The sequence below is a fragment of the Mesorhizobium sp. M0293 genome (assembly GCF_040321735.1).
In the GTDB taxonomy this organism is placed as follows: Bacteria; Pseudomonadota; Alphaproteobacteria; order Rhizobiales; family Rhizobiaceae; genus Mesorhizobium.
On sequence record NZ_JAMYSA010000059.1, the window covers coordinates 19,954 to 40,775 of the forward strand.

General features: G+C 64.3%; 23 protein-coding genes. 4 read left to right on the forward strand and 19 right to left on the reverse strand.

The genetic code is table 11. From position 1 onward, the window contains the following. Window positions 1-15 precede the first annotated feature (15 nt). Window positions 16-924, forward strand: a complete 909-nt coding sequence (locus NKJ06_RS21530) for a LysR family transcriptional regulator (protein WP_352632826.1) — start codon at window positions 16-18, stop codon at window positions 922-924. Here the strand turns inward: NKJ06_RS21530 and NKJ06_RS21535 are convergent. The 3 genes from NKJ06_RS21535 to NKJ06_RS21545 form a co-directional block, all read right to left on the reverse strand. After that, the gene (locus NKJ06_RS21535) at window positions 888-2,063 is read right to left on the reverse strand and encodes an MFS transporter (RefSeq protein ID WP_352810559.1); all 1,176 of its coding nucleotides are present in this window, start codon (window positions 2,061-2,063) and stop codon (window positions 888-890) included. The genes NKJ06_RS21530 and NKJ06_RS21535 overlap by 37 nt on opposite strands. 448 nt (window positions 2,064-2,511) lie before the next feature. Further along, window positions 2,512-2,820, reverse strand: coding sequence for a DUF1244 domain-containing protein (locus NKJ06_RS21540; RefSeq protein WP_352632824.1), 309 nt, complete (start codon window positions 2,818-2,820; stop codon window positions 2,512-2,514). A 14-nt stretch (window positions 2,821-2,834) separates the two neighbouring features. After that, window positions 2,835-3,632 carry an N-formylglutamate amidohydrolase gene (locus NKJ06_RS21545; protein WP_352632823.1) on the reverse strand — a complete coding sequence of 266 codons (798 nt, stop codon included), beginning with the start codon at window positions 3,630-3,632 and terminating at the stop codon, window positions 2,835-2,837. Between the two features lie 287 nt (window positions 3,633-3,919). Between NKJ06_RS21545 and NKJ06_RS21550 the strand changes: the two genes are divergently transcribed. Together NKJ06_RS21550 and pyk are read left to right on the forward strand one after the other, a co-directional pair. Further along, entirely contained in the window at window positions 3,920-4,366 is a 447-nt protein-coding gene (locus NKJ06_RS21550) for a DUF1036 domain-containing protein (RefSeq protein ID WP_352632857.1), read from the forward strand. Continuing rightward, a complete protein-coding gene (pyk, locus tag NKJ06_RS21555; RefSeq protein WP_352810560.1) occupies window positions 4,363-5,799 on the forward strand; it encodes a pyruvate kinase in 1,437 nt (478 codons plus the stop codon). The genes NKJ06_RS21550 and pyk overlap by 4 nt, the downstream gene beginning before the upstream one ends. 27 nt (window positions 5,800-5,826) lie before the next feature. Here pyk and NKJ06_RS21560 read toward each other — a convergent pair whose 3' ends face one another. From NKJ06_RS21560 to ykgO, 3 genes are all read right to left on the reverse strand, one after another. After that, complete coding sequence (locus NKJ06_RS21560) at window positions 5,827-6,894, reverse strand: alpha/beta fold hydrolase (protein WP_352632821.1); 1,068 nt, start codon at window positions 6,892-6,894, stop codon at window positions 5,827-5,829. A gap of 116 nt (window positions 6,895-7,010) precedes the next feature. Continuing rightward, a complete protein-coding gene (locus NKJ06_RS21565; protein WP_352632820.1) occupies window positions 7,011-7,616 on the reverse strand; it encodes a tetratricopeptide repeat protein in 606 nt (201 codons plus the stop codon). A gap of 111 nt (window positions 7,617-7,727) precedes the next feature. After that, window positions 7,728-7,853: a type B 50S ribosomal protein L36 gene (ykgO, locus tag NKJ06_RS21570; RefSeq protein ID WP_006203764.1), complete on the reverse strand. Its 126-nt coding sequence runs from the start codon at window positions 7,851-7,853 to the stop codon at window positions 7,728-7,730. Window positions 7,854-8,091: 238 nt separating this feature from the next. Between ykgO and NKJ06_RS21575 the strand changes: the two genes are divergently transcribed. Then, window positions 8,092-8,514 (forward strand): lysozyme inhibitor LprI family protein, encoded by a 423-nt coding sequence (locus NKJ06_RS21575; protein ID WP_352632819.1) that lies wholly within the window; start codon window positions 8,092-8,094, stop codon window positions 8,512-8,514. Between the two features lie 9 nt (window positions 8,515-8,523). Here NKJ06_RS21575 and NKJ06_RS21580 read toward each other — a convergent pair whose 3' ends face one another. The 13 genes from NKJ06_RS21580 to NKJ06_RS21640 form a co-directional block, all read right to left on the reverse strand. After that, window positions 8,524-9,600, reverse strand: coding sequence for a 5-(carboxyamino)imidazole ribonucleotide synthase (locus NKJ06_RS21580; RefSeq protein WP_352810561.1), 1,077 nt, complete (start codon window positions 9,598-9,600; stop codon window positions 8,524-8,526). Next, window positions 9,597-10,094, reverse strand: coding sequence for a 5-(carboxyamino)imidazole ribonucleotide mutase (gene purE / locus NKJ06_RS21585; protein ID WP_352810562.1), 498 nt, complete (start codon window positions 10,092-10,094; stop codon window positions 9,597-9,599). Before purE ends, NKJ06_RS21580 begins: the two co-directional genes overlap by 4 nt. Before the next feature lie 102 nt (window positions 10,095-10,196). Further along, window positions 10,197-11,090 carry a ribokinase gene (locus tag NKJ06_RS21590; RefSeq protein ID WP_352632816.1) on the reverse strand — a complete coding sequence of 298 codons (894 nt, stop codon included), beginning with the start codon at window positions 11,088-11,090 and terminating at the stop codon, window positions 10,197-10,199. Continuing rightward, entirely contained in the window at window positions 11,087-11,962 is an 876-nt protein-coding gene (locus NKJ06_RS21595) for a MurR/RpiR family transcriptional regulator (RefSeq protein ID WP_352632815.1), read from the reverse strand. Before NKJ06_RS21595 ends, NKJ06_RS21590 begins: the two co-directional genes overlap by 4 nt. Next, window positions 11,959-12,927: an ABC transporter permease gene (locus NKJ06_RS21600; RefSeq protein WP_352632814.1), complete on the reverse strand. Its 969-nt coding sequence runs from the start codon at window positions 12,925-12,927 to the stop codon at window positions 11,959-11,961. The genes NKJ06_RS21595 and NKJ06_RS21600 overlap by 4 nt, the downstream gene beginning before the upstream one ends. 9 nt (window positions 12,928-12,936) lie before the next feature. Beyond that, on the reverse strand, window positions 12,937-14,448 hold the full coding sequence (locus tag NKJ06_RS21605; protein WP_352632813.1) for a sugar ABC transporter ATP-binding protein: 1,512 nt from the start codon (window positions 14,446-14,448) through the stop codon (window positions 12,937-12,939). 70 nt (window positions 14,449-14,518) lie between these two features. Then, on the reverse strand, window positions 14,519-15,571 hold the full coding sequence (locus NKJ06_RS21610; RefSeq protein WP_352632812.1) for a sugar ABC transporter substrate-binding protein: 1,053 nt from the start codon (window positions 15,569-15,571) through the stop codon (window positions 14,519-14,521). A 41-nt stretch (window positions 15,572-15,612) separates the two neighbouring features. After that, complete coding sequence (locus NKJ06_RS21615; protein WP_352632811.1) at window positions 15,613-16,602, reverse strand: sugar phosphate isomerase/epimerase family protein; 990 nt, start codon at window positions 16,600-16,602, stop codon at window positions 15,613-15,615. A gap of 232 nt (window positions 16,603-16,834) precedes the next feature. After that, window positions 16,835-18,040 carry an aminotransferase class V-fold PLP-dependent enzyme gene (locus tag NKJ06_RS21620; protein ID WP_352632810.1) on the reverse strand — a complete coding sequence of 402 codons (1,206 nt, stop codon included), beginning with the start codon at window positions 18,038-18,040 and terminating at the stop codon, window positions 16,835-16,837. A 24-nt stretch (window positions 18,041-18,064) separates the two neighbouring features. Further along, window positions 18,065-18,526, reverse strand: coding sequence for a RidA family protein (locus NKJ06_RS21625; RefSeq protein ID WP_352605817.1), 462 nt, complete (start codon window positions 18,524-18,526; stop codon window positions 18,065-18,067). Window positions 18,527-18,564: 38 nt separating this feature from the next. Next, window positions 18,565-19,359 carry an amino acid ABC transporter ATP-binding protein gene (locus NKJ06_RS21630; RefSeq protein ID WP_352632809.1) on the reverse strand — a complete coding sequence of 265 codons (795 nt, stop codon included), beginning with the start codon at window positions 19,357-19,359 and terminating at the stop codon, window positions 18,565-18,567. Window positions 19,360-19,361: 2 nt separating this feature from the next. After that, the gene (locus tag NKJ06_RS21635) at window positions 19,362-20,012 is read right to left on the reverse strand and encodes an amino acid ABC transporter permease (protein WP_352632808.1); all 651 of its coding nucleotides are present in this window, start codon (window positions 20,010-20,012) and stop codon (window positions 19,362-19,364) included. Between the two features lies 1 nt (window position 20,013). Further along, a complete protein-coding gene (locus tag NKJ06_RS21640) occupies window positions 20,014-20,679 on the reverse strand; it encodes an amino acid ABC transporter permease (protein ID WP_352632807.1) in 666 nt (221 codons plus the stop codon). Window positions 20,680-20,822: the final 143 nt, after the last annotated feature.

Genomic DNA, 20,822 nt, shown 5'->3' on the forward strand with positions numbered 1-20,822 from the left:
GATATTCATAAATGAATGGCTGAAATCGACTGGAACCTGATCAAGAGCTTCGTCACGGTGGCGGAAACCGGCAGCCTGTCGGCTGCCGCGCGAAAGCTCTCGGCCAGCCAGCCGACACTCGGCCGTCACATCGGCGAACTCGAACAGGCGCTTGATATCACGCTGTTCCGGCGTGGGCGGCGCGGCTATGAACTGACCGAAGCCGGCAGCACGCTGTTCGAACGCGGCAAGGCGGTCAGCGAGCAGGCAAGCGCCTTTTCACTGCTGGCGCTGGGATCGGTCGAGGCAATCGAAGGCACGGTGCGCATAGCAGCCAGCGAAGTTGTCGCCGCCTATGTGCTGCCGGAGATGACGGCGCGGCTAGGGATCGAGGAGCCGGGTATCGAGGTTGAGGTCGTCGCCTCCAATCAGGTCGAGAACCTGCTGCGTCGGGATGCCGACATCGCCATCCGCATGGTCAAGCCGGCGCAGAATGAACTGGTGGCACGCAAGGTCTGCGATATTCCGCTTTGCGCCTGCGCGGCCAAATCCTATCTCGACCGGCGCGGCCGTCCTCTGGAGCCATCCGGCCTTGTCGACCACGATCTGGTCGGCTTCGACCGCAGCGACGAGATCATCAGGGGCTTCACCCAGTATGGCATCCCTGTTACGCGGAGCAGTTTCCGCTTCAGGGCCGACAATCAGATCGTCTTTTGGGAGGCGGTGCGAGCGGGAAACGGCATCGGTCTCGGCCAGCAGCCGCTGGTCGACCGTGATCCATCGGTGGAGAAATTACTGCCTGGGCTGCCATTGCCTATCCTGCCGGTATGGCTGGCCATGCATCGCGACGTGCGCACCAGTGTACGCATCCGCCGCGTGGCAGATTTCCTCTACGAAGAGCTGAAACTTTATTCGGCCGGCGCGGCAGCGAATTCGGCGCGGTGAGCAAGCCCGGCCATCGACAGCACGACGATCAGCAGCCCCGACATGGCCACGAAGATTGGGCCGAAGCTCGAATGCTCGGCAACGAAGCCGATCGCAGACGGTGCCACCAAGATGCCGGAATAGCCCATTGTGGTGACGACGCTCATGCCGGTGCCCGACGACATGCCTTCCTGGTTGCCGCCGGCCGAGAAGATGATCGGCACCATGTTGGCGATGCCGAAGCCGCACAAGGCAAAGGCGGCGATTGCAAGCCAGGGCGAGGGCGACAGTCCGGCGATCAGCATGCCAGCTGCCGCGACAACCGCCGAGCCGCGTAGCGTTGCCACCGCGCCGAAGCGGTTGCGTACGCCGTCGCCGAAGAACCGCATGATCGCCATGACACCGGAAAAGGCGGCGTAGGCGAGACCGGCGATGGCAAGGTCTGCGCCGAGTTCCTGCCTGAGATACAGCGCCGCCCAGTCAAGCACCGCACCTTCGGAAACCATCGTCAGCAGCGCCATCAGGCCGACGAGGTAGACCAGCGGGTTGGCCGGCAGCGTGAATTTGTGATGCGTGGCCGCCTGCGGCCTGTTCTCGCCGATCAGATAGCCAACCGCCACCGCGATCACCGCGAAGGCGAGCACAGTCACCACCGCCGCGTGGGCGAGATGGCCGTAGGTCTGGATGGCGAAGCCGCCTAGACCGCCGCCGGCGAAACCGCCGAGGCTCCAGAAGCCATGCGACGACGACATGATGGCGCGGGAGAGCCGCCGTTCGACCACCACGGCATTGGCGTTCATGGCGACGTCCATGCCGCCGATCGAGCCGCCGAAGATGAACATGGCGATGGCTGCCAGCGGCACATTGGGCGCCAGCGCCACGACCAGCAGGCCGAGGCTGCCGCAAAGGCCGAACCAGCGCAGCACGGTGCGCGAACCATGTCTGGAGATCAAATGACCGCACCAGGTCATGGCGGCGCCGGCGCCGGCGCCGCACAGCAGGGGGAATTGCCCGAGCGGGTATTTCGTGCTGTGGCGCCGGGTCCGGCACACCGGCCTGTGCTGGGGCCCGCGTCCGGGGAGGCAGCCGGTGGCCAGGGAAATGGCCGCGACGGCCCATCGTCCGCGAATGGCAGTCTGCATGGCTGTTGACGCGTTCATAAGGCGAATCCGGTCAGAAAATGGCTTCGCGCCGCAAATTAGATCGATTCAATTTCTAGTCAAGCGCTGTATGTGGGGAAATGCTTGGACCAAAGGGCGAGATAGGATCGCATCGTTCGTGGCGGACAACCTACGTTGGAGATTAGCGGAAACGCTTCTCTCTTCGTCATCCACGGGCGGAGCAAGGAGCGCAGCGACGCGGCGCAGACCCGAGGATCCATGCCGCGACTCCTGAGCGATGCTATGGTGCGGAACTAGCTCTAGCTGGAGCGCCACGACCATTATTCTGAACCGCTATGCTTGTGCCAACCCTCGCGGCATGGATCCTAGGGTTTGCGCCGCGTCGCTTCGCTCCTTGCTTCGCCCTAGGATTGTGAAGTTGAGTGGGCCTAGCCATACGAGACGCCGGAAGAAGGTGGACGGGGACCGATCGCCCCACAAGGTTTGTCTAGTGGTCCTTGGGACGCCTTGCCTCGAATTCGGCTTTCTTGGCGTCAGAGGCCTCGATTTGGTTGAGTGCCTGCCATTGCTCGTAAGGCATGCCGTAGACGATCTCGCGCGACTGGTCCTTGCTGAGGTCGATGCCCTCGGCATTGGCCGCCTCGCGGTACCAGTTCGACAGGCAGTTGCGGCAGAAGCCGGCAAGGTTCATCAGGTCGATGTTCTGCACGTCGCTGCGTTCGCGCAGATGTTCGACCAGGCGGCGAAAGGCGGCGGCCTCAAAATCGCGTTGCTGCTCGTCGCTGAGTTCGGTCATGGTCACAGCCTCCGTCATTGCGGCCCGGTGCGGGAGCCGAATTGCTTGACCACATGTATATCGGGACGGAGGTCGATCGCGTCAACGATCGGCGCCAGCCGTTCGGCCCATGCCAGAGCGCCCTTCTGGTCTGCTATCAGATCCTGGCGGATCTCGATCAATGCATGAGCAAAACCGTTGACGATGGCGTGCTTGTACATGGTGTCGCCTCGCAGTGCGCCGTCATAGGGCTCGTTATCGCCGACGACGAGGTCTTTGTCCTCGGCCAGCATGTCTATCAGCGGCCGCGCCACCCGGTCGTCGAGGTCCCACAGGATACCGACATGCCAGGGACGCAGTATCCCTTGCATGGCAGGCGTGAAGGAATGCACCGAGAAGATGAAGGGCGCCTGTGCAGAGGCCCGCGCGACCGAGGCAATCATGGCGCCGACGGCATCGTGATAGGGCCGGTAGAAGCCATCGAGCCGCCTTTCGCGCTCCTCGGGAGCGATGGGGTAATTACCGGGCACGACAGTGCCGTCATAGAGCTGGCGAATGAGTGTCGGATCGTCTTCGCCGCGATTGGGATCGATCAGCAGCCGCGAAAAATTGGCAAGCACCGCCGGTACGCCAAGCAGAGCGGCCAGTTCGCGCGTCACCGTTTCGACGCCGATGTCATAGGCGATGTGGCGGTCGAACTCCGCCGCAGGCAGGCCGAGGCTGCCATAGTCGTCGGGCAGGTCGCGGCGGGCATGGTCACACAGGAGCACGATGCCTCGCTTGCGGTCACCTTCGACAATGTCGAAAGGCGCGAAAACTGTGGATCGGGTCATTGATGGGAAATGGTCTGTTCGCTGGCTTCCGGGGAGGATGCTATCGTCATTCCACGAAGACGACGCTTGCGCAATGCCGTTGTTTGGCCAAGGTTTCCCGAGAAATCTGGCAGAGGTCGGCGAATTGTGCGCCGGAGCCTTTCTAAATCGATTGGAATTGAACAAAACGGTGCGTTGACATGCGCCCGGACTTTTCCGAAAAGGGGCGCAGAGAGATGCTGATGTGGTTCTTGAGGGGTTTTCGGATGGGTTCCGCCGGCAGGCAGCGCACGCGCTCTGCCTTTGCCATGCCGCTCCTGATCCTTGTCGTCGGCCTGTCGGCTATGGTCATGGCCTCGCCGGCGCGTGCCGATTTCCGTGTCTGCAACGCCACGCAGAACCTGGTCGGCGTCGGTATCGGCTATCGCGCCAAGGCCGGCTGGATCACCGAGGGCTGGTGGCACATCGAGGGATCGAGCTGCAAGACGCTGATCGAAGGGCCGCTGTCATCAAGGTTTTACTATCTTTATGCAGAAGACGCCGAGCGCGGTGGACGCTGGGACGGCCCGATCAACATGTGCGTGGCTGAAAAAGAGTTCAAGATCGCCGGCGTAACCGATTGCGTCGCCCGGGGCTTTCAGCGCGCCGGATTCCAGGAATATGACACGGGCGAACAGGCAAGCTGGATGGTCCAGCTGACCGATGAGTCCACAACGGGAGGCGCTCCAGCCGCCCCGGGAACAAACAGTCAATGAGACGTAGCCGCAAGGTCAAGATCCTAGCCACCATCGGTCCGGCCTCCTCGTCGGAGGAGATGCTGAAGAAGCTGTTCGAAGCTGGCGCCGACGTGTTCCGCATCAATATGAGCCATACCGATCACGAACTGATGCGCACGCTGGTCGGACGCATCCGCACTGTCGAGGAAGCGGTTGGCCGACCGATCGGCATCCTGGCCGACTTGCAAGGGCCCAAGCTGCGCGTCGGCAAGTTCGCCAATGGCAAGGAAGTGCTGACCGTCGGCCAGACCTTCACGCTCGACGACAATCCCGAGCCCGGCACCTCGACCAGGGTCTATCTGCCGCATCCGGAAATCCTGACCTCGGTCGAAGCCGGTCATCGCCTGCTGATCGATGATGGCAAGCTCGAGCTGAAGGCGGTGAAGAGCAACGGCAAGTCGATCGTCTGCACGGTCGTCGCCGGCACCACGATCTCCGACAAGAAGGGCGTCAGTCTGCCCGACACCGACCTGCCGGTTGGTGCGCTGACCGAGAAGGACCGCAAGGATCTCGATGCCGTGCTGGCCACAGGCGTAGACTGGGTTGCGTTGTCCTTCGTGCAGCGGCCGGAGGATCTGGCCGAGGCGCGCAAGATCGCGCGCGGCCGGGCGCTGATCATGGCCAAGATCGAAAAGCCGCAGGCTGTCGCCCGGCTGGCCGAGATCATCGAACTGTCCGACGCGCTGATGGTCGCCCGCGGCGATCTCGGCGTCGAGATGCCGCTCGAGGCGGTGCCTGGCATCCAGAAGCAGATCACGCGCGCGGCGCGCCGCGCCGGCAAGCCGGTGGTGGTTGCGACACAGATGCTGGAATCGATGATCACAGCACCCGTGCCGACCCGCGCCGAGGTGTCGGATGTTTCGACCGCAGTCTTCGAAGGCGCCGATGCCATCATGCTGTCGGCGGAATCGGCGGCGGGCGCCTATCCCGTCGAAGCCGTGGCGATGATGAACCGTATCGCCACCAAGGTCGAAACCGATCCGACCTATGCCGGCATCATCAACGCCCAGCGTTCCGAGCCGGAAGCGACCGGTGCCGACGCCATTTCGCTGGCTGCGCGTGAGATCGCCGAAACGCTGAAGCTGTCGGCGATCATCACCTATACGGCATCCGGCACCACGGGCCTGCGCGCCGCCCGCGAGCGTCCGCAAGTGCCGATCATCGCGCTGTCGCCGATCGTCAACACGGCGCGGCGGCTGTCGCTGCTATGGGGCACGCATTGCGTCGTCTCACCCGACGCAATCGATCTTGACGACATGGTCGACCGCGCCTGCCGCATCGCCTTCGAGGAAGGCTTCGGCAAGCCCGGCGACCGCGTCATCATCACAGCCGGTGTGCCGCTGAGGACGCCAGGCTCGACCAATATGCTGCGCATCGCCTATGTCGGATCGGACGTGCAGACTAGCCGTTAGATCGACCGTCCGAACCGGCAGGCGTGATCAGGTCGGCGCGAGTTCGGCCTGCGGCACCTTGATATCAGCGCATCTGCCGGCGCCATAAGCATCGCCGGCAATGCGCGCTTCCACTGTCTTGGCCATTGCCTGCAGGTCGATCTTCTTGCCAGCGACCTTCTCGATGGCGCCGACGGCCAGGTCGGGCGCAATCCAGTCCGGCTTGTGGCCGAGATTGTGCACCCAGATGAGTTGGGCGCCCGGTATGTCGCGCTGGAGGCCGATCGAGTGAATCTGCGCATAGACGACCTTGTCGCGATCACCCGAAATGACCACGGTTGGGGCCTTGATCTGATTGTAGTGCGGTGCGGCGCCAAGGGCGTAGCGATAGAGCCCGGCGACATCGGTGGCGTTGGCGCGAAAGGCCGATGGCCGCAGCACTAGCGGGATCGAAGCCACGGCAACATAGTTGTCCGGCACCTTGTTGGGCGAGAAGACGCAGGTCGTGGCGTCTTCCATCCGCAGCGTTCCCGTCGGATAGGTCAGCGTCTCGGAAAACAGCCAGCCAATCACCGGAATGGTCGTCAGATCATAGTACCAGGAGGTTGCGCCGCCCGGCCATGGATGGGTTGCCGGTGCCAGAAAGACCAGGCCGAGCGTCCTGTCGGGATGCTCGCGGCCGAACGCCGATGTCACCACACCACCGAAGGAATGGCCGACGACAACAGCCTTCCTGATGCCGAGACGGTCCATCAGCGCGGCGATGGTGTTGGCCTGCGCCGACGGGTCCTCGTTGTTGCCGGGACCACGACCCGACCAGCCGTGGCCTGGCCGGTCGAAGAACAGCATTTCGGCGCGGCCTTCGAGCAATGGCCGCAGCGGCAGCATCTGATCCCTGAGATTGGCACTGGCGCCGTGGACGAAGACGATCGGCGGCAATTCGGCGTTAGCGGGCCCCGGAATATGGACATAGTGGATGCGGGCGCCATCGATGTCGGCAAACTCGCCAATCGACGGATTGCGACGTTCGATCAGCCATGAGCCGGCGCGGGTGACGCCGACAAAGCCGAAGACAAGCGCCATCAGAAAGGCAAGGGCAGCGTAGATCAGGTTCATGGGGAGAGATACGGGGGTGGAGGGGGATAAGTTGTGCAGTAGCGAATAGGCAGTAGGCAGTAGGAATGTGCGTAACGCGATCTGCGCCTACTGCCTAATCCCTACTGCCTATTCCCTTAAATGCCTTCTCCAGCAAGCTCTTCCGAAAGCGTGCCGACCTGGTCCTGGGCGCTGCGCATCATTGGATAGATCGCCAGAACCTTCTGCCAGGCCTCGAGTGCCGATTGCTTGTGGCCGGTCAGCGCCATGATCTGCGCCAGGCCGGAGAGCGCGCCGAAATGGCGCGGCTCGAGTTGCAGCGTATGATCGATGTCGGACATCGACTTGCCGTAGTTTTTCATCATGAAATGCACGGTGGCGCGCCGATTCCAGCCTTCGGCGTAGGTCGGCTGCAAGGTCACGACCTGGTCGAGGAAATCGAGCGCAACGTCGAATTTCTGGCCTTCGACTGCCTTCTGCGACCATTGCATCATCAGGTCGATCGAGGCGCTGCCGGACTGGGACCACTCATTCCAGATGTTGCCGGCAATGCGCTCGGCTGCCTTTTCGTTGCGCTCACGCTTCAGGTCACCGAACAGCTGGTCGAGACGGGCCTGTTTCGTCATTGCCACCGGTGGCGCGTTCTGGGTGGCCGGCGGAGCGACAGCATCATCCGCCCGCGCCGGGCCATAAACGGCACCGGAAACAAGCAGAGATGTCAAAAATGCAAAAAGAATCCGCATCGCCGGACTCTAATCCCGGGCGGCGGAACGTCAAACTGAATTTGGCGTGAAGGGGCCGGCAGGCGGGCAACAAGCATCAACAGGCGGAGGCAACAGCCTCCAGCCCTAAACTCAGCCCTGGCGTGCCTTGTAGCGCGGGGCGGTCTTGTTGATGATGTAGATGCGGCCCTTGCGGCGAACCAGCTGGTTGTCGCGGTGACGCGCCTTCAGCGCCTTGAGCGAATTCTTGATCTTCATGGTCTTGCCTGTCGGTGTGGACCCTGTCCGGGTCGAAATTTTAAGGCGCGCCAGAAGACGCGCCTTTGAACTGTGGGTGGCTCATAAACGAGGAGCCTTGTCCGTGTCAACCGCAAGCGTCAATAGCGGATGTGATTCATCCCTATCATCAAATATCCGCCATCTCCACCTGGCGGCATTGCGCGGCCCCGGACCGGCTGGGATGATGCTGCCGCCATGAAGTGATTTGGGGATGACTATGCGCCGATTTTTCCTGTCCGCCTGCCTTGTCCTACTGGCGGGGGCCTCGGCTGCCCGCGCGCAGGAGTGCGACCGCAGCGACGACGGCCAGCAGATGATGAACATCTGTGCCGGCGAGGATTACCAAGCGGCCGACGCCAGGCTCAACACGGCCTACCAGGACCTCATCAGCGCGGATGACGCCAACAGCAAGAGATTGCTGCAGGTGGCGCAACGCGCCTGGATCGCTTTTCGCGACGCCGAGTGCGCCCATTCCACCGCCGCCAGTGAGGGCGGCTCGATCCATCCGATGGAGGTTTCGCAATGCCTGACCAGATTGACGAATGATCGCGTCAAGCAGCTTGCCGCGTTGGCCAATTGCGAGGAAGGCGATGTGAGTTGCGCCAGTCCCGACGAGGACGAGAGCGACGAGGTGCAATAGACGGCGTTATCAGGCGCGACGGCCGATCCGGGTGAAATGGCCCATCTTGCGGCCGGGCCGCGCCTCGGCCTTGCCGTAGAGATGCAGCATCAGATCCGGTTCGGCAAGCAGGGCCGGAACACGCAGCACATCGTCGCCGATCAGGTTCTCCATCACGCAGTCGGAATGGCGGTCCGGGCTTCCCAGCGGCAGGCCGGCAACCGCGCGGATATGCTGCTCGAACTGCGAAACGATGCAGGCTGCCTCCGTCCAATGACCGGAATTGTGCACGCGCGGCGCGATCTCGTTGGCCAGCAGCGAGCCGTCGGCGAGCACGAAAAACTCGACGCCGATGACGCCGACATAGTTCAGCGCCGACAGGATCTTCGATGCCGCTGCTCGCGCCGCTTCCGCCGTTTCGGGCATGATGGCGGCCGGCAAGGTCGATGTGTGGAGAATGCCGTTGCGATGGACATTCTCGGCCGGATCGTAGGCGGCGACCGCGCCGTCCAGCCCACGCGCCGCGATCACCGAGATCTCGCGCTCGAACGGCACGAAGGACTCCAGGATCAGCGGCACATTGCCCATCGCCTCGCAGGTGCCGGCGAAACCGCCCGTTTCCATGTTGCGGAAGATGCGCTGGCCCTTGCCGTCATAGCCCATGCGGCGCGTCTTCAGGATGCCGCTGCCGTCGAATGCTTTCAGTGCTGCCGTCAGTTCGTCATCATTGTCGACGGCGTGGAAATCCGCGGTGGCAATGCCGATGGCATTGAGGAATGTCTTCTCGCTCAACCGGTCTTGCGCCACATCAAGCGCCCGCGCCGGCGGATAAACCGGAACCTGGATGGCAAGCGCGCTGGCGGCCGCAACCGGCACGTTCTCGAACTCGTAGGTAACGACGGAACTCGACGCTGCCAGTTCGGCAAGGGCTGCTGGGTCGTCATAGGCAGCCGTTATCTGCCGGTTGGCGACCTGCGCCGCCGGGCAATCCGCTTGCGGCTCCAGCACCACCGTGCGGTAGCCGAGGCGGGCGGCGGCAACAGCCAGCATGCGGCCGAGCTGGCCGCCGCCAATGATGCCGATGGTCGATCCAGCGAGCAGGCTCACGGTGTGTCCGCCGGTTCGGTCGCGACCTTGGCGGTCTGCGCGGCGCGCCAGGCATCCAGACGGACGGCGAGCTTGTCATCGTTCAGCGCCAGCACGGCGGCGGCCAGAAGGGCTGCGTTGGTGGCACCGGCCTTGCCGATGGCCAGCGTCCCCACGGGAATGCCGGCGGGCATCTGGACGATGGACAGTAGCGAATCCTGGCCGGAGAGCGCCTTCGATTCCACCGGTACGCCGAACACCGGCAGCGGCGTCATCGCCGCTGTCATGCCGGGCAGGTGCGCGGCACCGCCGGCGCCGGCGATGATCACCTTGTAACCGGCCGCCTTGGCGCCTTTGGCAAAATCATAGAGCCGGTCCGGCGTTCGATGAGCGGAGATGATCAGCCGCTTGTGCGGGATGCCGAGTGCTTCCAGCGTTTCGGCCGCATGGCGCATCGTCGCCCAGTCGGACTGACTGCCCATGATGATGGCGACATCGGCGCGTTGATCGTCCAAGTCTGTGTTCCCCGGCGACAAAGGCGCGCCTTAGCGGAATTCGCGCCAAGCCGCAAGGATAGGCGGCGGCCGCAGTGGTTTGGTGAGGCGGAAACCAGTCTGTCAGATGCCGTCGCGCTCGGCCTCGGGTGTCGAGACCAGCAAGGCCGAAGCTGCATTGGCGGCGGTGACGGCCGCTTGCATGGTCTCCCCACGGGCAAGCCCCGCGGCCAGCGCACCGACGAATTCATCGCCGGCGCCATGCGTGCTGACGACCTTGACCGGGATGGCCGGCAGCGCGAAGGCCTCGCCGGTCCGCTCGCAACAGGCGACGCCTTCGCCGCCCGCCGTGACAATCGCGACAGGCCAAAGATCGGCCAGCAGCCGCGCGGTTTGCGCGGCGCCGTCCAGCGTCTCGACCACCGCCATGCCGGCCAGGAACTCCGCCTCGATGGCGTTGACCACCAATATGTCGACCAGCGCGGTCAACTCGCCGGAGAGTTTGCGCGCCGGGGCCGCGTTGAGCACGATGCGGCCGCCCTGCGCCTTGACCGCGCGTGCGGCGGCAATGTTGGCGGCTTCCGGCACTTCGTTCTGCAATAGGAGCACCGCCGTTTGGGACAGCATTTCGGAAGCGGCGGCAATATCGGCATCGCCCAGCGTGAGATTGCTGCCCGAGACGATCACCGCGCCATAGTCGCCGCCTTGGTCGAAGATCGCCACGCTCATTCCGGAGCCGGCGCCAGCGGCCACCCGTACGAAGCGGCGGTCGAGCCTGGCGCGATCGAGATTGGCCAGCAACGCCCGCCCGAAATCATCGTCGCCAACCGCTCCGATCATCGCCGCCCGCACCCCGGCCCTTGCCGCCGACGCGGCCTGGTTGCCGCCCTTGCCGCCACATTTCGGGTGCCAGGCATGGCCGGCCACCGTCTCGCCCTTGCGCGGGCGGTCGGGGGCGTCGACCATGATGTCGTAGTGCAGGCTGCCGAACACGGTGACCAGCGGCGGTGTCCTCATGAGCCCCGGTCTTTTCGTTTCGATGCCACCGCCGACATGGTGCGGCCGAGGTTGCGCTCCGCCGCCTGGTAGTCGCGCTGCGCCACGGCGACGAACAGCGCGTCGAGGATATTGAGCTGGGCGATCCGCGCCGCCGCGTTCTCGCCCATCAGCGGCGAGCCCTGCGCGGTCGAGCACAGCACGATGTCGGCGACTGAGGCCAGCGGCGAGTTGTCGTAATTGGTGATGGCCAGCGTGCGGGCACCGTTCTTGCGGGCCAGTTGGATGGCGTCGATGACGGCAGAGGTGTTGCCCGAATGCGAGAAGCCGACGGCGATGTCGTCGCCGCCGAGCAACGAGGCCGACATCAGCATCATGTGCGAATCGTCGTAGACGGATGCGCGGATGCCGATGCGCAGAAATTTGTGCGAGACGTCGCGCGCGATCTGCGCCGAGCCGCCGACACCGTAGAAATCCCGGTTCTTCGCACGATAGAGAAGATCGGCGGCGCGGTCGAAATCCTCAATGTCGAGGATCGCCAGCGTCTCCTCCAGTGCCTGGATGGAGGTGCGAAACACCTTCTGCACAATCTCGGCCGAACTGTCGTCCGACGACAGTTCCTGATGCATCTCGGCGGTCGGCAGGCGGCTGTATTCATAGACGGCGGTGCGGAAGTCGCGATAGCCGGAAAAGCCGAGCTTCTTGGCGATCTTGACCACCATTGCTTCCGACACGCCGGCCTCCTCGGCGATCTGCTTCAGCGGGATGCTCTCGTCAAAGCCGCGACGGCCGAAGACGGTTTCCACCACCTTCGCCTCCAGCGGGGTGAGATGCGGCATCATCATGCGGATGCGCGGTCCTACCGCTTTCAGGTCCAGCCCGCTCAAGGTCATCCACGCCCCCTCGTCACGCGATCGATAAGCATCGCGGCGAGGATTATAAGACCAGTTGCCAGAAGCTGATAGAAGGACTGCACGTTCATCAGCGTCAAACCGTTGCGCATGGCGCCGAGGATGACGGCGCCCAGGATGGTGCCGACGATACTGCCCTTGCCGCCCATCAGCGAGGCGCCGCCGATGGCGGCAGCGGCGATGGCGTCGAGTTCCCAGAGGTTGCCGAGGATGGGCTCGGCGGCACCGAGCCGGCCGATCAGGATTTGCGCGGCAAGGGCTGCCAGCAGGCCGGAGATCATGTAGGCGGCGATCTTGGTGCGGGCGATCGGCACGCCGGCGATGTAAGCAGCCTCCTCATTGCCGCCGACGGCGAGCAGATATTCGCCGAAGGGAGTCTTCTTCAAAACGACCCAGGCGACGATCGCCACGAAGGCGACGATGATAACCGCCAGCGGCAGCCCGAACAGCGAGCCGTTGAAGACGGCGCGAAAGCCTGCCGGCAGGCCGAGCACCGGATTGCCGCCGGTATAGATCAGCGCCAGTGCCCGGTATGTGCTGAGTGTACCCAATGTGACGATGAAAGGCTGCAGCCCGACATAGGCGACGAGCACGCCGTTGATGAGGCCGCACGCAAGACCAATGGCGAAGCCGGTGGCGATGGCGAGCGGAAACGGCACGCCGGCGACCATCATCGAGGCCGAGATGACGGCCGAGAGCGCTGCCGTCGGCCCGACCGACAGGTCGATGCCGCCGGAGATGATGACCAGCGTCATGCCCAGCGCCAGACAGGCATTGATGCTCGACTGCTGCAGGATGTTGATCAGGTTGCGCTCGGCAAAGAAGCCCGGCACCAGCGCTCCGAAGACGGCGAGGATCACGACAAGGCCGATCAGCGTGCCGGCATCGCGCATGGAAATCCCGCGCAGGAATTCGGCCCGTGGCTGCACCAGAGTGGTATCCGACATATCCTTCACCTACTGCCTTGCCGGCTGTGCGGCCGGCGTCTGTGTCTGCGGGATGGCGTGTGCCGCGATTGCCTGTTCGCTGATATCGTCGCTGTGGAGTTCGGCGGCGATCGTGCCGTCGCGCATGACCAGCACGCGGTCGGCGAGCCGGATCACCTCGGGAAGCTCGGAGGAGACGACGATCACCGCATGGCCTTCGGCGGCGAGTTCCTCGATCAGGTGATAGATCTCCGCCTTGGCGCCGACATCGATGCCGCGCGTCGGTTCGTCGAACAAGAGGATGCGTGTTCCGGCCGCCAGCCAGCGGCCGATGATCGCCTTTTGCTGGTTGCCACCGCTGAACAGGCGGATCGGCCGGTCGAGCAGGAATGGGCGCAGATTGACGCGGCCCATCTTGTCGACTGCCACCTGTTTCAACCTGGTGTGATCGATGAGGCCGCGCGACGCGAACACACCCATGGAAGCCAGCGCCATGTTGCTGGTGATCGAGCGCAGCGGCACGATGCCTTCGCGCTTGCGCTCCTCCGGAACCAGGCCGATGCCGGCGGCAATCGCGTCGCGCGGGCTGGCGAAGCGCGTCGCTTTGCCGTCGATGGCGATCGTCCCGGCCGTGGCGCGATCCGCGCCCGCCAGCAGCCGCAAAAGTTCAGTGCGGCCGGATCCGACCAGCCCGGCAATGCCCAGCACCTCGCCGCGATGCAGATCGAACGACACGTTGCGCACCTTCGTCGCCGAGGAGAGGCCGCGTGCGCTCAGCATCACCTCGTCCGAGGCATGGGAGCTATGGTGTTCCTGCGCCAGTTCGCGGCCGACCATCATCGCCACGACCGCTTTCTCCGACAGCTCTTTCAGATCGACGGAATCGACCACGCCGCCGTCGCGCATGATGGTGGCGCGCCGGCAGATGCCGAACACCTCATCCAGCTTGTGCGAGACATAGACGACGGCGACGCCGTCGCGAGCGAGGCCGGTGATGACATGCGCCAGCCGTTCGAATTCGCTCGGCGTCAGGCTCGATGTCGGCTCGTCCATGGCGACGATGCGGGCGCGGTCGAGCAGCGCGCGGGCGATCTCGACGATCTGCCGCTGCGCCACCTTCAGCGTGCCGAGTGGAGCGGCTGGGTCGATGGAGGGGTCTATTGCCGCCAGAGCCTCGGCCGCGCGACGCTCCTGCTCGCGCCGGGCGACAAAGATACCGCGCGTCAGCGGATGGCCAAGGAACATGTTCTGGGCAACGCTGAGGCGCGGCACCTGCTGCAGTTCCTGATGGATCATGGCGACGCCCGCCGCGCGCGCCGCGACCGGATTGGCGAGCGTAACCGGCTTGCCGTCGATAAGGACGCTTCCGGCCGTCGGCCTGTAGACGCCCGACAGGATGCGCAGCAGCGTCGACTTGCCGGCGCCGTTCTCGCCGAGCAGACCGTGGATTTCACCGGCACTGACCGAGAACGACACGTCGTTGAGCGCCCGGACGGCCGGAAACAGCTTGGAAATGCCCTGGAATTGCAGCCGGGGTGACATTGGGTTCTATCTCCGGGCAACGGTGCCGGCCGGGAGCGAATTGCTCTGGCCGGCACCCCGTCGATTGGCTCTACTGGCCCGCAGCGGCATCCTCGAGCAGTGCCTTGCGCGCGCCGGTGCCGGAATAGCGGTCGGCATTGTCCTTGGTGATCAGTGCCTGCGGCGTGGCAACGACGCGCGGCAGCTTTTGTCCGGCCACTAGCCGCAGCGCCGTTTCCAGTGCCACTTCGCCGGTCAGCACCGGAAAGCTGTCGACCGTGCCGGTCAGTTCGCCGGCACGGATCGAGGCATAGGCGTCGGAAATGCCGTCGGTGCCGAACACGGCAACCTTGTCCTGCAGGCCGGCAGCCTTGACCGCCTCGACAATGCCCAGCGCCATGCCGTCATTGTTGGCATAGAAGCCGATCAGGTCGGGGTGCTGCTGCAGGATGTTGGTGGCCGCATCATAGGAGGTCTGGCGGTCCCAATTGCCGGGAACGCTGGCGACGACCTCGAACTTGCCCCCTTCGGTGATGGTGGACTTGAAGCCATCGGTGCGCTGCACGGCTGCATAGACGCCGGCCTGGCCTTCGACGATGGCGACCTTGCCGCCATCCGGACGATTCTTGATGAACCATTTGGCGACGCGCACGCCATTGTCGCGCTGGACATTGCCCACATAGTGCTCGGCCTGCGGGATGACCGCGTCATTGACGTTGACCACCGGCACATTGGCGGCCTTGGCCTGCTCCATGATCGGCTGCAGATTGGCATCGGTCTGCGGCGAGACCAGCAGAACGTTGTAGCCCTGCGTCACCAGGCCTTCCGCGATAGTGAGCTGGCCGAGCTGGTCGCCTTCGCTCTGCGCCGCCTGGTAGACGACAGGCACGCCGACCTTCTCGCCGAACGCTTTGTAGCCCTCGCCCAGCGAGCGCCAGTATTCATTGGTCAGCGTCTTGGAAACCGCGCCCGCCTTTGTTCCTTCGGGCAGTTTGGGGAACGTGCCGAACTTGGCCTCGACCTGCGACCAGTCGATGCGGTCCTTTTCCGTATCGGAATTGAGCGGCGCGGGATCAGCGGAAAAGGCCGAGCCGATGGATAATGCCATCAGTGCGGCGGTAGCGGTGGCAAGCAGAAGTTTCATTGTATTCCTCCCTTGTTGAAAACGGCGATGGCTCGGATGCCTCAGCTGTCCGGCCCGAGCATGATTTCCTGGATGATGGCTTGCGACGTCACCGCGTCCTGACCGTCGATGGCGGCGGACAGGCGATTGTCCTGCTCCAGCCGGTCGACGACGCGCAGCATGCGCTTGACGGTGGCGATGTTGACTTCGCATTCGCGCACCGGGTCGAGCCCGGTCATGTCGGGGAATGTGTCGAAATAGATGGCGCCGGCATAGCCGTCCCTGCGGATCTGCCTGAGCAGCTCGATGGTCTGCAGCGTGTGCACCGCGCCGACCATCAGGCCGTCGTCGCGCTTGGCGTAACCGTCGTTGAGGTGCACGCCGAGCAGCTTGCTGTGACGCGCCACCAGGGCTGCGGCAAAGGCCGGCTGCTCGTCGGCATAGAGCACATGGGCGAAATCGAGCGTGACGCCGAGATTGGGCAGGCCGACGTCACGGATCGCCAGCAAGGTCGTCGCTGCGTCCGGCATCAGGCTATAGGATCGCGGCTCATTGGGCTTGTACTCAAGGCTGATCTGGCAGTCGGGGTCATGCGCGGCCACTTCACGAATGCCATCGATTTCGTGTTGCCAGAGCGAGGCATAGTCAGCCTGGAAGGCGTAATCGAAGCCGTCCTGGCCGAGCCACAGCGTCATCAGTTTGGCGCCCGCCTCGCGCACGGCGTCGATTCCCGCTTTGGTCAGGTCGATGGCCTCGCGGCGTACCGCCGGGTCCGGATTGGTGAAAGCGCCGAGCTTGAAGGCCGGGTTGGAGTAGTAGCGCATGGCGAAGCCATTGATGGAAAGGCCGAGGTCGCCGAGTTTGCGGGCGATTTCAGCAGGCTTTTCGCTGACATGGTCGGGGTAGTTCAGATCGAGGTCGGTCAGTCCGGCAACCTTGGCGGCGCGCGCCGCCATCTGCAGCAGCGACGGCTTGCCGGAGAGGTCGCGCCATTCGGCCTGTGGTCGCGAGGCAAAGGAATTCAGACGCGTGGCGAAGCGATTGGCTGTCATGATCGACCCTTCAATAGTCATAACTTCACACATACTAAAATATTTGTAAAGTTATTCTTTTGAAGGTCGGCGACTGTCTGGCCTCGTCGGCGGCCGGGCTGAGCCGCGCAAAGGCGGAGCCGGCAGTCTCCTGGCCGACGTCCTGGCCATAGAACCCGTCAGGGGAGCGGTCGCGTGATGGCGCGCGCCGATCGCGGCCGGCGCATTTTCAGGTGATGGTCTACCTGGCGTTTCAATCCGGCCAGCGCAGGACGCCGGATGAATCCTTGCGGGCAGGTCTCATGGCATTGGCGGGCCGCTCGGCCGCGGTCAGCATGGCGCGCAGACGTTCGGCGACGATCTCGGCCTCGCCGGGATGAAGGTTGCAGGGGTCGAGGAAGAAATGGCCGCGCTCCACTTCATGGTTGCGCACGATGATCGGCGGCGAGCCCGTCGCCAATGCCGAGGTGAGACCGGCCGCCGAGAACCGGCTTTCGGGCAATACAAAAATCTGCAGCCGGTCCAGAGGGTTGGCGGTCGGGTCGGGGATGATCTGCGCGACGATGCCCGGCAACCCCTGCAACGCGTCTTTCCACAGGTTCAGCGCCGCCTCTTCGCGCCGGCGGATGCCGGCGTGGTCGCGCTTTTCCCAGGCTTCCAGTGCGGCCATGGTGCCGGCGATGCTTTCCTTGCCGACCTTCATGGCGCGCGCGACGCCGCGGTTCTGCAGATAGGCGGCTCGAACCAGATCCTTGCGCCCGGTGACGATGCCACTGGTCGGTCCGCTCAGGAATTTGTGCCCGCTGTAGATGACAATGTCGGCGCCGCGCGCAAGGAAGCCGCGCAGATCATATTCGGAAGCCGCGTCGACGATGACCGGGACACCCCTGGCGTGGCAGATCTCGCAGAATTCCTCCAGCGACAGCATGCCGTACTGCACGGTGTGATGGGCGACGACATAGAGACCCGCCGCCGTGCGCTCGTTGATCGCCTGGCGCACGTGGTAGTCCTGCGTGACGCTGACGGTGCCGGCCGGCACGACCTTTGCGCCGGCCACGCGGACCGACTGGTCGATCGGCGCGCCGTAGTTGACGATGTGGCCGAGCTGGACGATGACCTCCGATTTCAGCCCTCCGGTGTCGTCCGGCAGGCGTTCGATGGCGAGCAAATTGGTTCCCGTCATCGCACCGGCGATCGCCATGGTGATGCCGCTGGCGCAGCAAGCGGTGATGAAACCGGCCTCGCCGCCGGTGAGACGCGCGACGATCGTGCTTGCGGCACGCTGCAGATCGTCCATCTCGACCCATTGCGAGGCTATTTCGGACATGGCGCTGATCGCTTCCGGGACGATGATCGACGCGCCGAGCGCCGTCATCGTGCCGGAGACGTTGATGATCGGGCGAAGGCCGAGCCGTTCGCGGATCGTGGTGTTGGAGCCGTCGGTGGACGTGGTTTTCATCTCTCGGATTCCATTTCTAGCGGGTCAGGCGGCGATCTCGACGACCGCCTCGATTTCGACGGTGATGTTTCCGGGCAAGGAACCGACGCCGATCGCCGAGCGGGCATGGCCGCCGATGGTGTCGAATACATCGGCGAACAGGTCTGAACAGCCATTGACCACTTTCGGGTGGTCGCTGAAGGTCGGTATCGCGTTGACGAAGCCGAGCAGTTTGACGATGCGCACGATACGGCCAAGGTCGCCGGTGGCTGCATGCATGACGGCGAGCAGATTGAGGCCGGTGAGGCGGGCATGGCCATAGGCCTCCTCGACGGTGACATCATCTCCCACCTTGCCGGTGAACAACGTGCCGTCGGTCCGCAGCGGCCCCTGACCGGACAGGAAGATCAGCCGGCCGCTTTCGGCATGGGTGACGAAATTGGCGATCGGGGTCGGCGGCTCGGGCAGCGTCAGGCCCAACGCGGCGAGCCGGATATAAGGCGTCATGAAAGAAGGCTCCTTGCGACAGCGCTCGCTGTCCCGTTCTAGAAATGCGAGGCGCGGAAACGTGCCAGGAAGGTGCGCAGGCGCTCGTTGTCGGTATCCGCCGCCAGGATTTCGGCGGGCGGGCCCGCCGCGCTGACGCCGCCATCGGCCATGAAGACGATGCGGCTCGAGGCATCGCGGGCAAAGGCCATTTCGTGCGTGACCATCACCATCGTCATGCCGTCCTCGGCCAGGCTGCGCACGACCTCGAGCACTTCGCCGACCAGCTCCGGGTCGAGCGCGGAGGTTATCTCGTCGAGAAGCAGGATCTTCGGCCCCATGGCCACGGCGCGGGCAATGCCGACACGCTGCTGCTGGCCGCCGGACAGTTCCGCGGGCAGACTGTCGGCCTTGTGAGCGAGGCCGACCCGGCCGAGCCAGTGTTCGGCGATGGTGCGGGCCTCCGCTCTGCTCTTGCCGCGCACCTTGGTTAGACCAAGCATGATGTTGCCGGCGGCAGTCAGGTGCGGAAAGAGGTTGAAGCTCTGGAACACCATGCCGGTTTCGGCGCGCATCGCGGCCAGATCGCGTTCGCTGCGGCGCTGGCGGGCTCCGGTTTCGCGAAAGCCGACCTCCTTGCCGTCGATGCGGATCGAGCCGCTGTCGTAGCTTTCGAGGAAGTTGACGCAACGCAGCAGCGTGGTCTTGCCGCTGCCGGAGGGGCCGATGACGGTCACCACCTCGCCGCGCGCCACCCGCAGGCTGACCGAACGCAGGACCTGGACGGTTCCAAAGGCTTTGGAGACGTCGCGGATGTCGAGAAGCGCCGGGGTGTCGTTCGAACCTGTGGACATTGCTAATCCCGAATGAAGGAGAAACGCCGCTCGAGCCGCCGGCTGGCGAACGAGAGGGCATAATTGACCGCGAAATAGATGAGCGCGCCGAGGAGGTAGAGCGGCATCGCCTCATACGTGCGGCCGATGACCTGATTGATGGCCTGCATCAGATCGGTGATGCCGAGCAGCGACACCAGGGCGCTGCCCTTGACCGCGTCGGTGACGCCATTGATCCAGGGCGGCAGGAAGCGCCTGAACGCCTGCGGGAAGATGACGTAGGCCAGACGCTGGCGAAAGGTCAGTCCGATCGCCATTGCCGCCTCGGACTGACCCTTCGAAATGGAGCCGACCGCACCCCTGAGATATTCGACGACCTGCGCCGTCTTGAACAGGGTCAGCGCCAGCACGGCAGCCCAGAAGGATGGGAGATGAAGCCCGACGGCCGGCAGGCCGTAATAGACAAAGAAGATGAGCACCAGGATCGGTATCCCGCGGATGGTATCGCTGAAGATGCGCACTGCCCATTGCAACGGCACGGGGCCATAAACGAGACCGACGCCCATGATCACGCCGGCGATCAGAGAAAACACCACGACCAGCAGGGATACCCACAGTGTCAGGGCAAAGCCCTGGGCGAGGAAAGGCAAGGCATAGGCGATCTGGGTCAGCATGTCAGCGCGCCGCCCTGAACCGGCGCTCGACAAGCCGAAGCGCAAAAAGCAGTGCGTAGCCGGTCACCAGATACATCGCCGTCACCACGAGATAGACCTCGACGATGCGGAAGGTGTTGAAGTTGATCCACTGGGCGCCGTAGGTCAGTTCCGGCACCGAGATGACCGACGCGACGGACGTATCCTTGAACAGCGATATGAAGGTGTTGGACAACGCCGGCAGCGTGATGCGCAGCATCGTCGGCAGGCGCACGTTGAGCAGCCTTTGCCAGGGCGTCAGGCCGATCGCCTTGCCGGCGTCCAGCTGTCCGCGCGGAACGGCCTCGAGCCCGGAGCGGAACACCTCGACCAGATACGCGCCGCTGTAGAGCGAGAGCGTGACGACAAACGAGGTCGGCGCGCTGTAGGCGATATCGACCACTGTCGGCAAGCCGTAGAAGACGAGATAGACGAGCAGGATCAACGGCACGTTGCGGATAAATTCGACATAGGCGGCGATGATGGTGCGCACCACGCGCCCGGCCGAAACATACCAGACCGCCAGTACCAGCCCGATGACGATGCCGATGGCGATCGAGATGACGGCGAGTTCGAGACTGAGCAGCAGGCCGCCCCACAGCTTGTCGAAATGCCGCCAGATCAGGTTGAAGTTGAGGGCATAGCCCATGCGTTCGCCTCGGTGCCGCAGGCCTTCGGGAGAGGGGCCCGGGGGGGGGGGGCCCCCGCCGCGCCGGGGGGGGCGGTGGGCCGGGGGCCCCCCGGGGGCGGGGGGGGGGCCCGGCCCCCCAATAGGGGTGGGGGGGGGGGGGG

Bases quoted from the DNA above. Each gene is read 5' to 3' on its own strand.
- NKJ06_RS21530 (WP_352632826.1), top strand. From the start codon at position 16: ATGGCTGAAATCGACTGGAACCTGATCAAGAGCTTCGTCACGGTGGCG.
- NKJ06_RS21535 (WP_352810559.1), bottom strand. From the start codon at position 2,063: ATGAACGCGTCAACAGCCATGCAGACTGCCATTCGCGGACGATGGGCC.
- NKJ06_RS21540 (WP_352632824.1), bottom strand. From the start codon at position 2,820: ATGACCGAACTCAGCGACGAGCAGCAACGCGATTTTGAGGCCGCCGCC.
- NKJ06_RS21545 (WP_352632823.1), bottom strand. From the start codon at position 3,632: ATGACCCGATCCACAGTTTTCGCGCCTTTCGACATTGTCGAAGGTGAC.
- NKJ06_RS21550 (WP_352632857.1), top strand. From the start codon at position 3,920: ATGCCGCTCCTGATCCTTGTCGTCGGCCTGTCGGCTATGGTCATGGCC.
- pyk (WP_352810560.1), top strand. From the start codon at position 4,363: ATGAGACGTAGCCGCAAGGTCAAGATCCTAGCCACCATCGGTCCGGCC.
- NKJ06_RS21560 (WP_352632821.1), bottom strand. From the start codon at position 6,894: ATGAACCTGATCTACGCTGCCCTTGCCTTTCTGATGGCGCTTGTCTTC.
- NKJ06_RS21565 (WP_352632820.1), bottom strand. From the start codon at position 7,616: ATGCGGATTCTTTTTGCATTTTTGACATCTCTGCTTGTTTCCGGTGCC.
- ykgO (WP_006203764.1), bottom strand. From the start codon at position 7,853: ATGAAGATCAAGAATTCGCTCAAGGCGCTGAAGGCGCGTCACCGCGAC.
- NKJ06_RS21575 (WP_352632819.1), top strand. From the start codon at position 8,092: ATGCGCCGATTTTTCCTGTCCGCCTGCCTTGTCCTACTGGCGGGGGCC.
- NKJ06_RS21590 (WP_352632816.1), bottom strand. From the start codon at position 11,090: ATGAGGACACCGCCGCTGGTCACCGTGTTCGGCAGCCTGCACTACGAC.
- NKJ06_RS21595 (WP_352632815.1), bottom strand. From the start codon at position 11,962: ATGACCTTGAGCGGGCTGGACCTGAAAGCGGTAGGACCGCGCATCCGC.
- NKJ06_RS21600 (WP_352632814.1), bottom strand. From the start codon at position 12,927: ATGTCGGATACCACTCTGGTGCAGCCACGGGCCGAATTCCTGCGCGGG.
- NKJ06_RS21605 (WP_352632813.1), bottom strand. From the start codon at position 14,448: ATGTCACCCCGGCTGCAATTCCAGGGCATTTCCAAGCTGTTTCCGGCC.
- NKJ06_RS21610 (WP_352632812.1), bottom strand. From the start codon at position 15,571: ATGAAACTTCTGCTTGCCACCGCTACCGCCGCACTGATGGCATTATCC.
- NKJ06_RS21615 (WP_352632811.1), bottom strand. From the start codon at position 16,602: ATGACAGCCAATCGCTTCGCCACGCGTCTGAATTCCTTTGCCTCGCGA.
- NKJ06_RS21620 (WP_352632810.1), bottom strand. From the start codon at position 18,040: ATGAAAACCACGTCCACCGACGGCTCCAACACCACGATCCGCGAACGG.
- NKJ06_RS21625 (WP_352605817.1), bottom strand. From the start codon at position 18,526: ATGACGCCTTATATCCGGCTCGCCGCGTTGGGCCTGACGCTGCCCGAG.
- NKJ06_RS21630 (WP_352632809.1), bottom strand. From the start codon at position 19,359: ATGTCCACAGGTTCGAACGACACCCCGGCGCTTCTCGACATCCGCGAC.
- NKJ06_RS21635 (WP_352632808.1), bottom strand. From the start codon at position 20,012: ATGCTGACCCAGATCGCCTATGCCTTGCCTTTCCTCGCCCAGGGCTTT.
- NKJ06_RS21640 (WP_352632807.1), bottom strand. From the start codon at position 20,679: ATGGGCTATGCCCTCAACTTCAACCTGATCTGGCGGCATTTCGACAAG.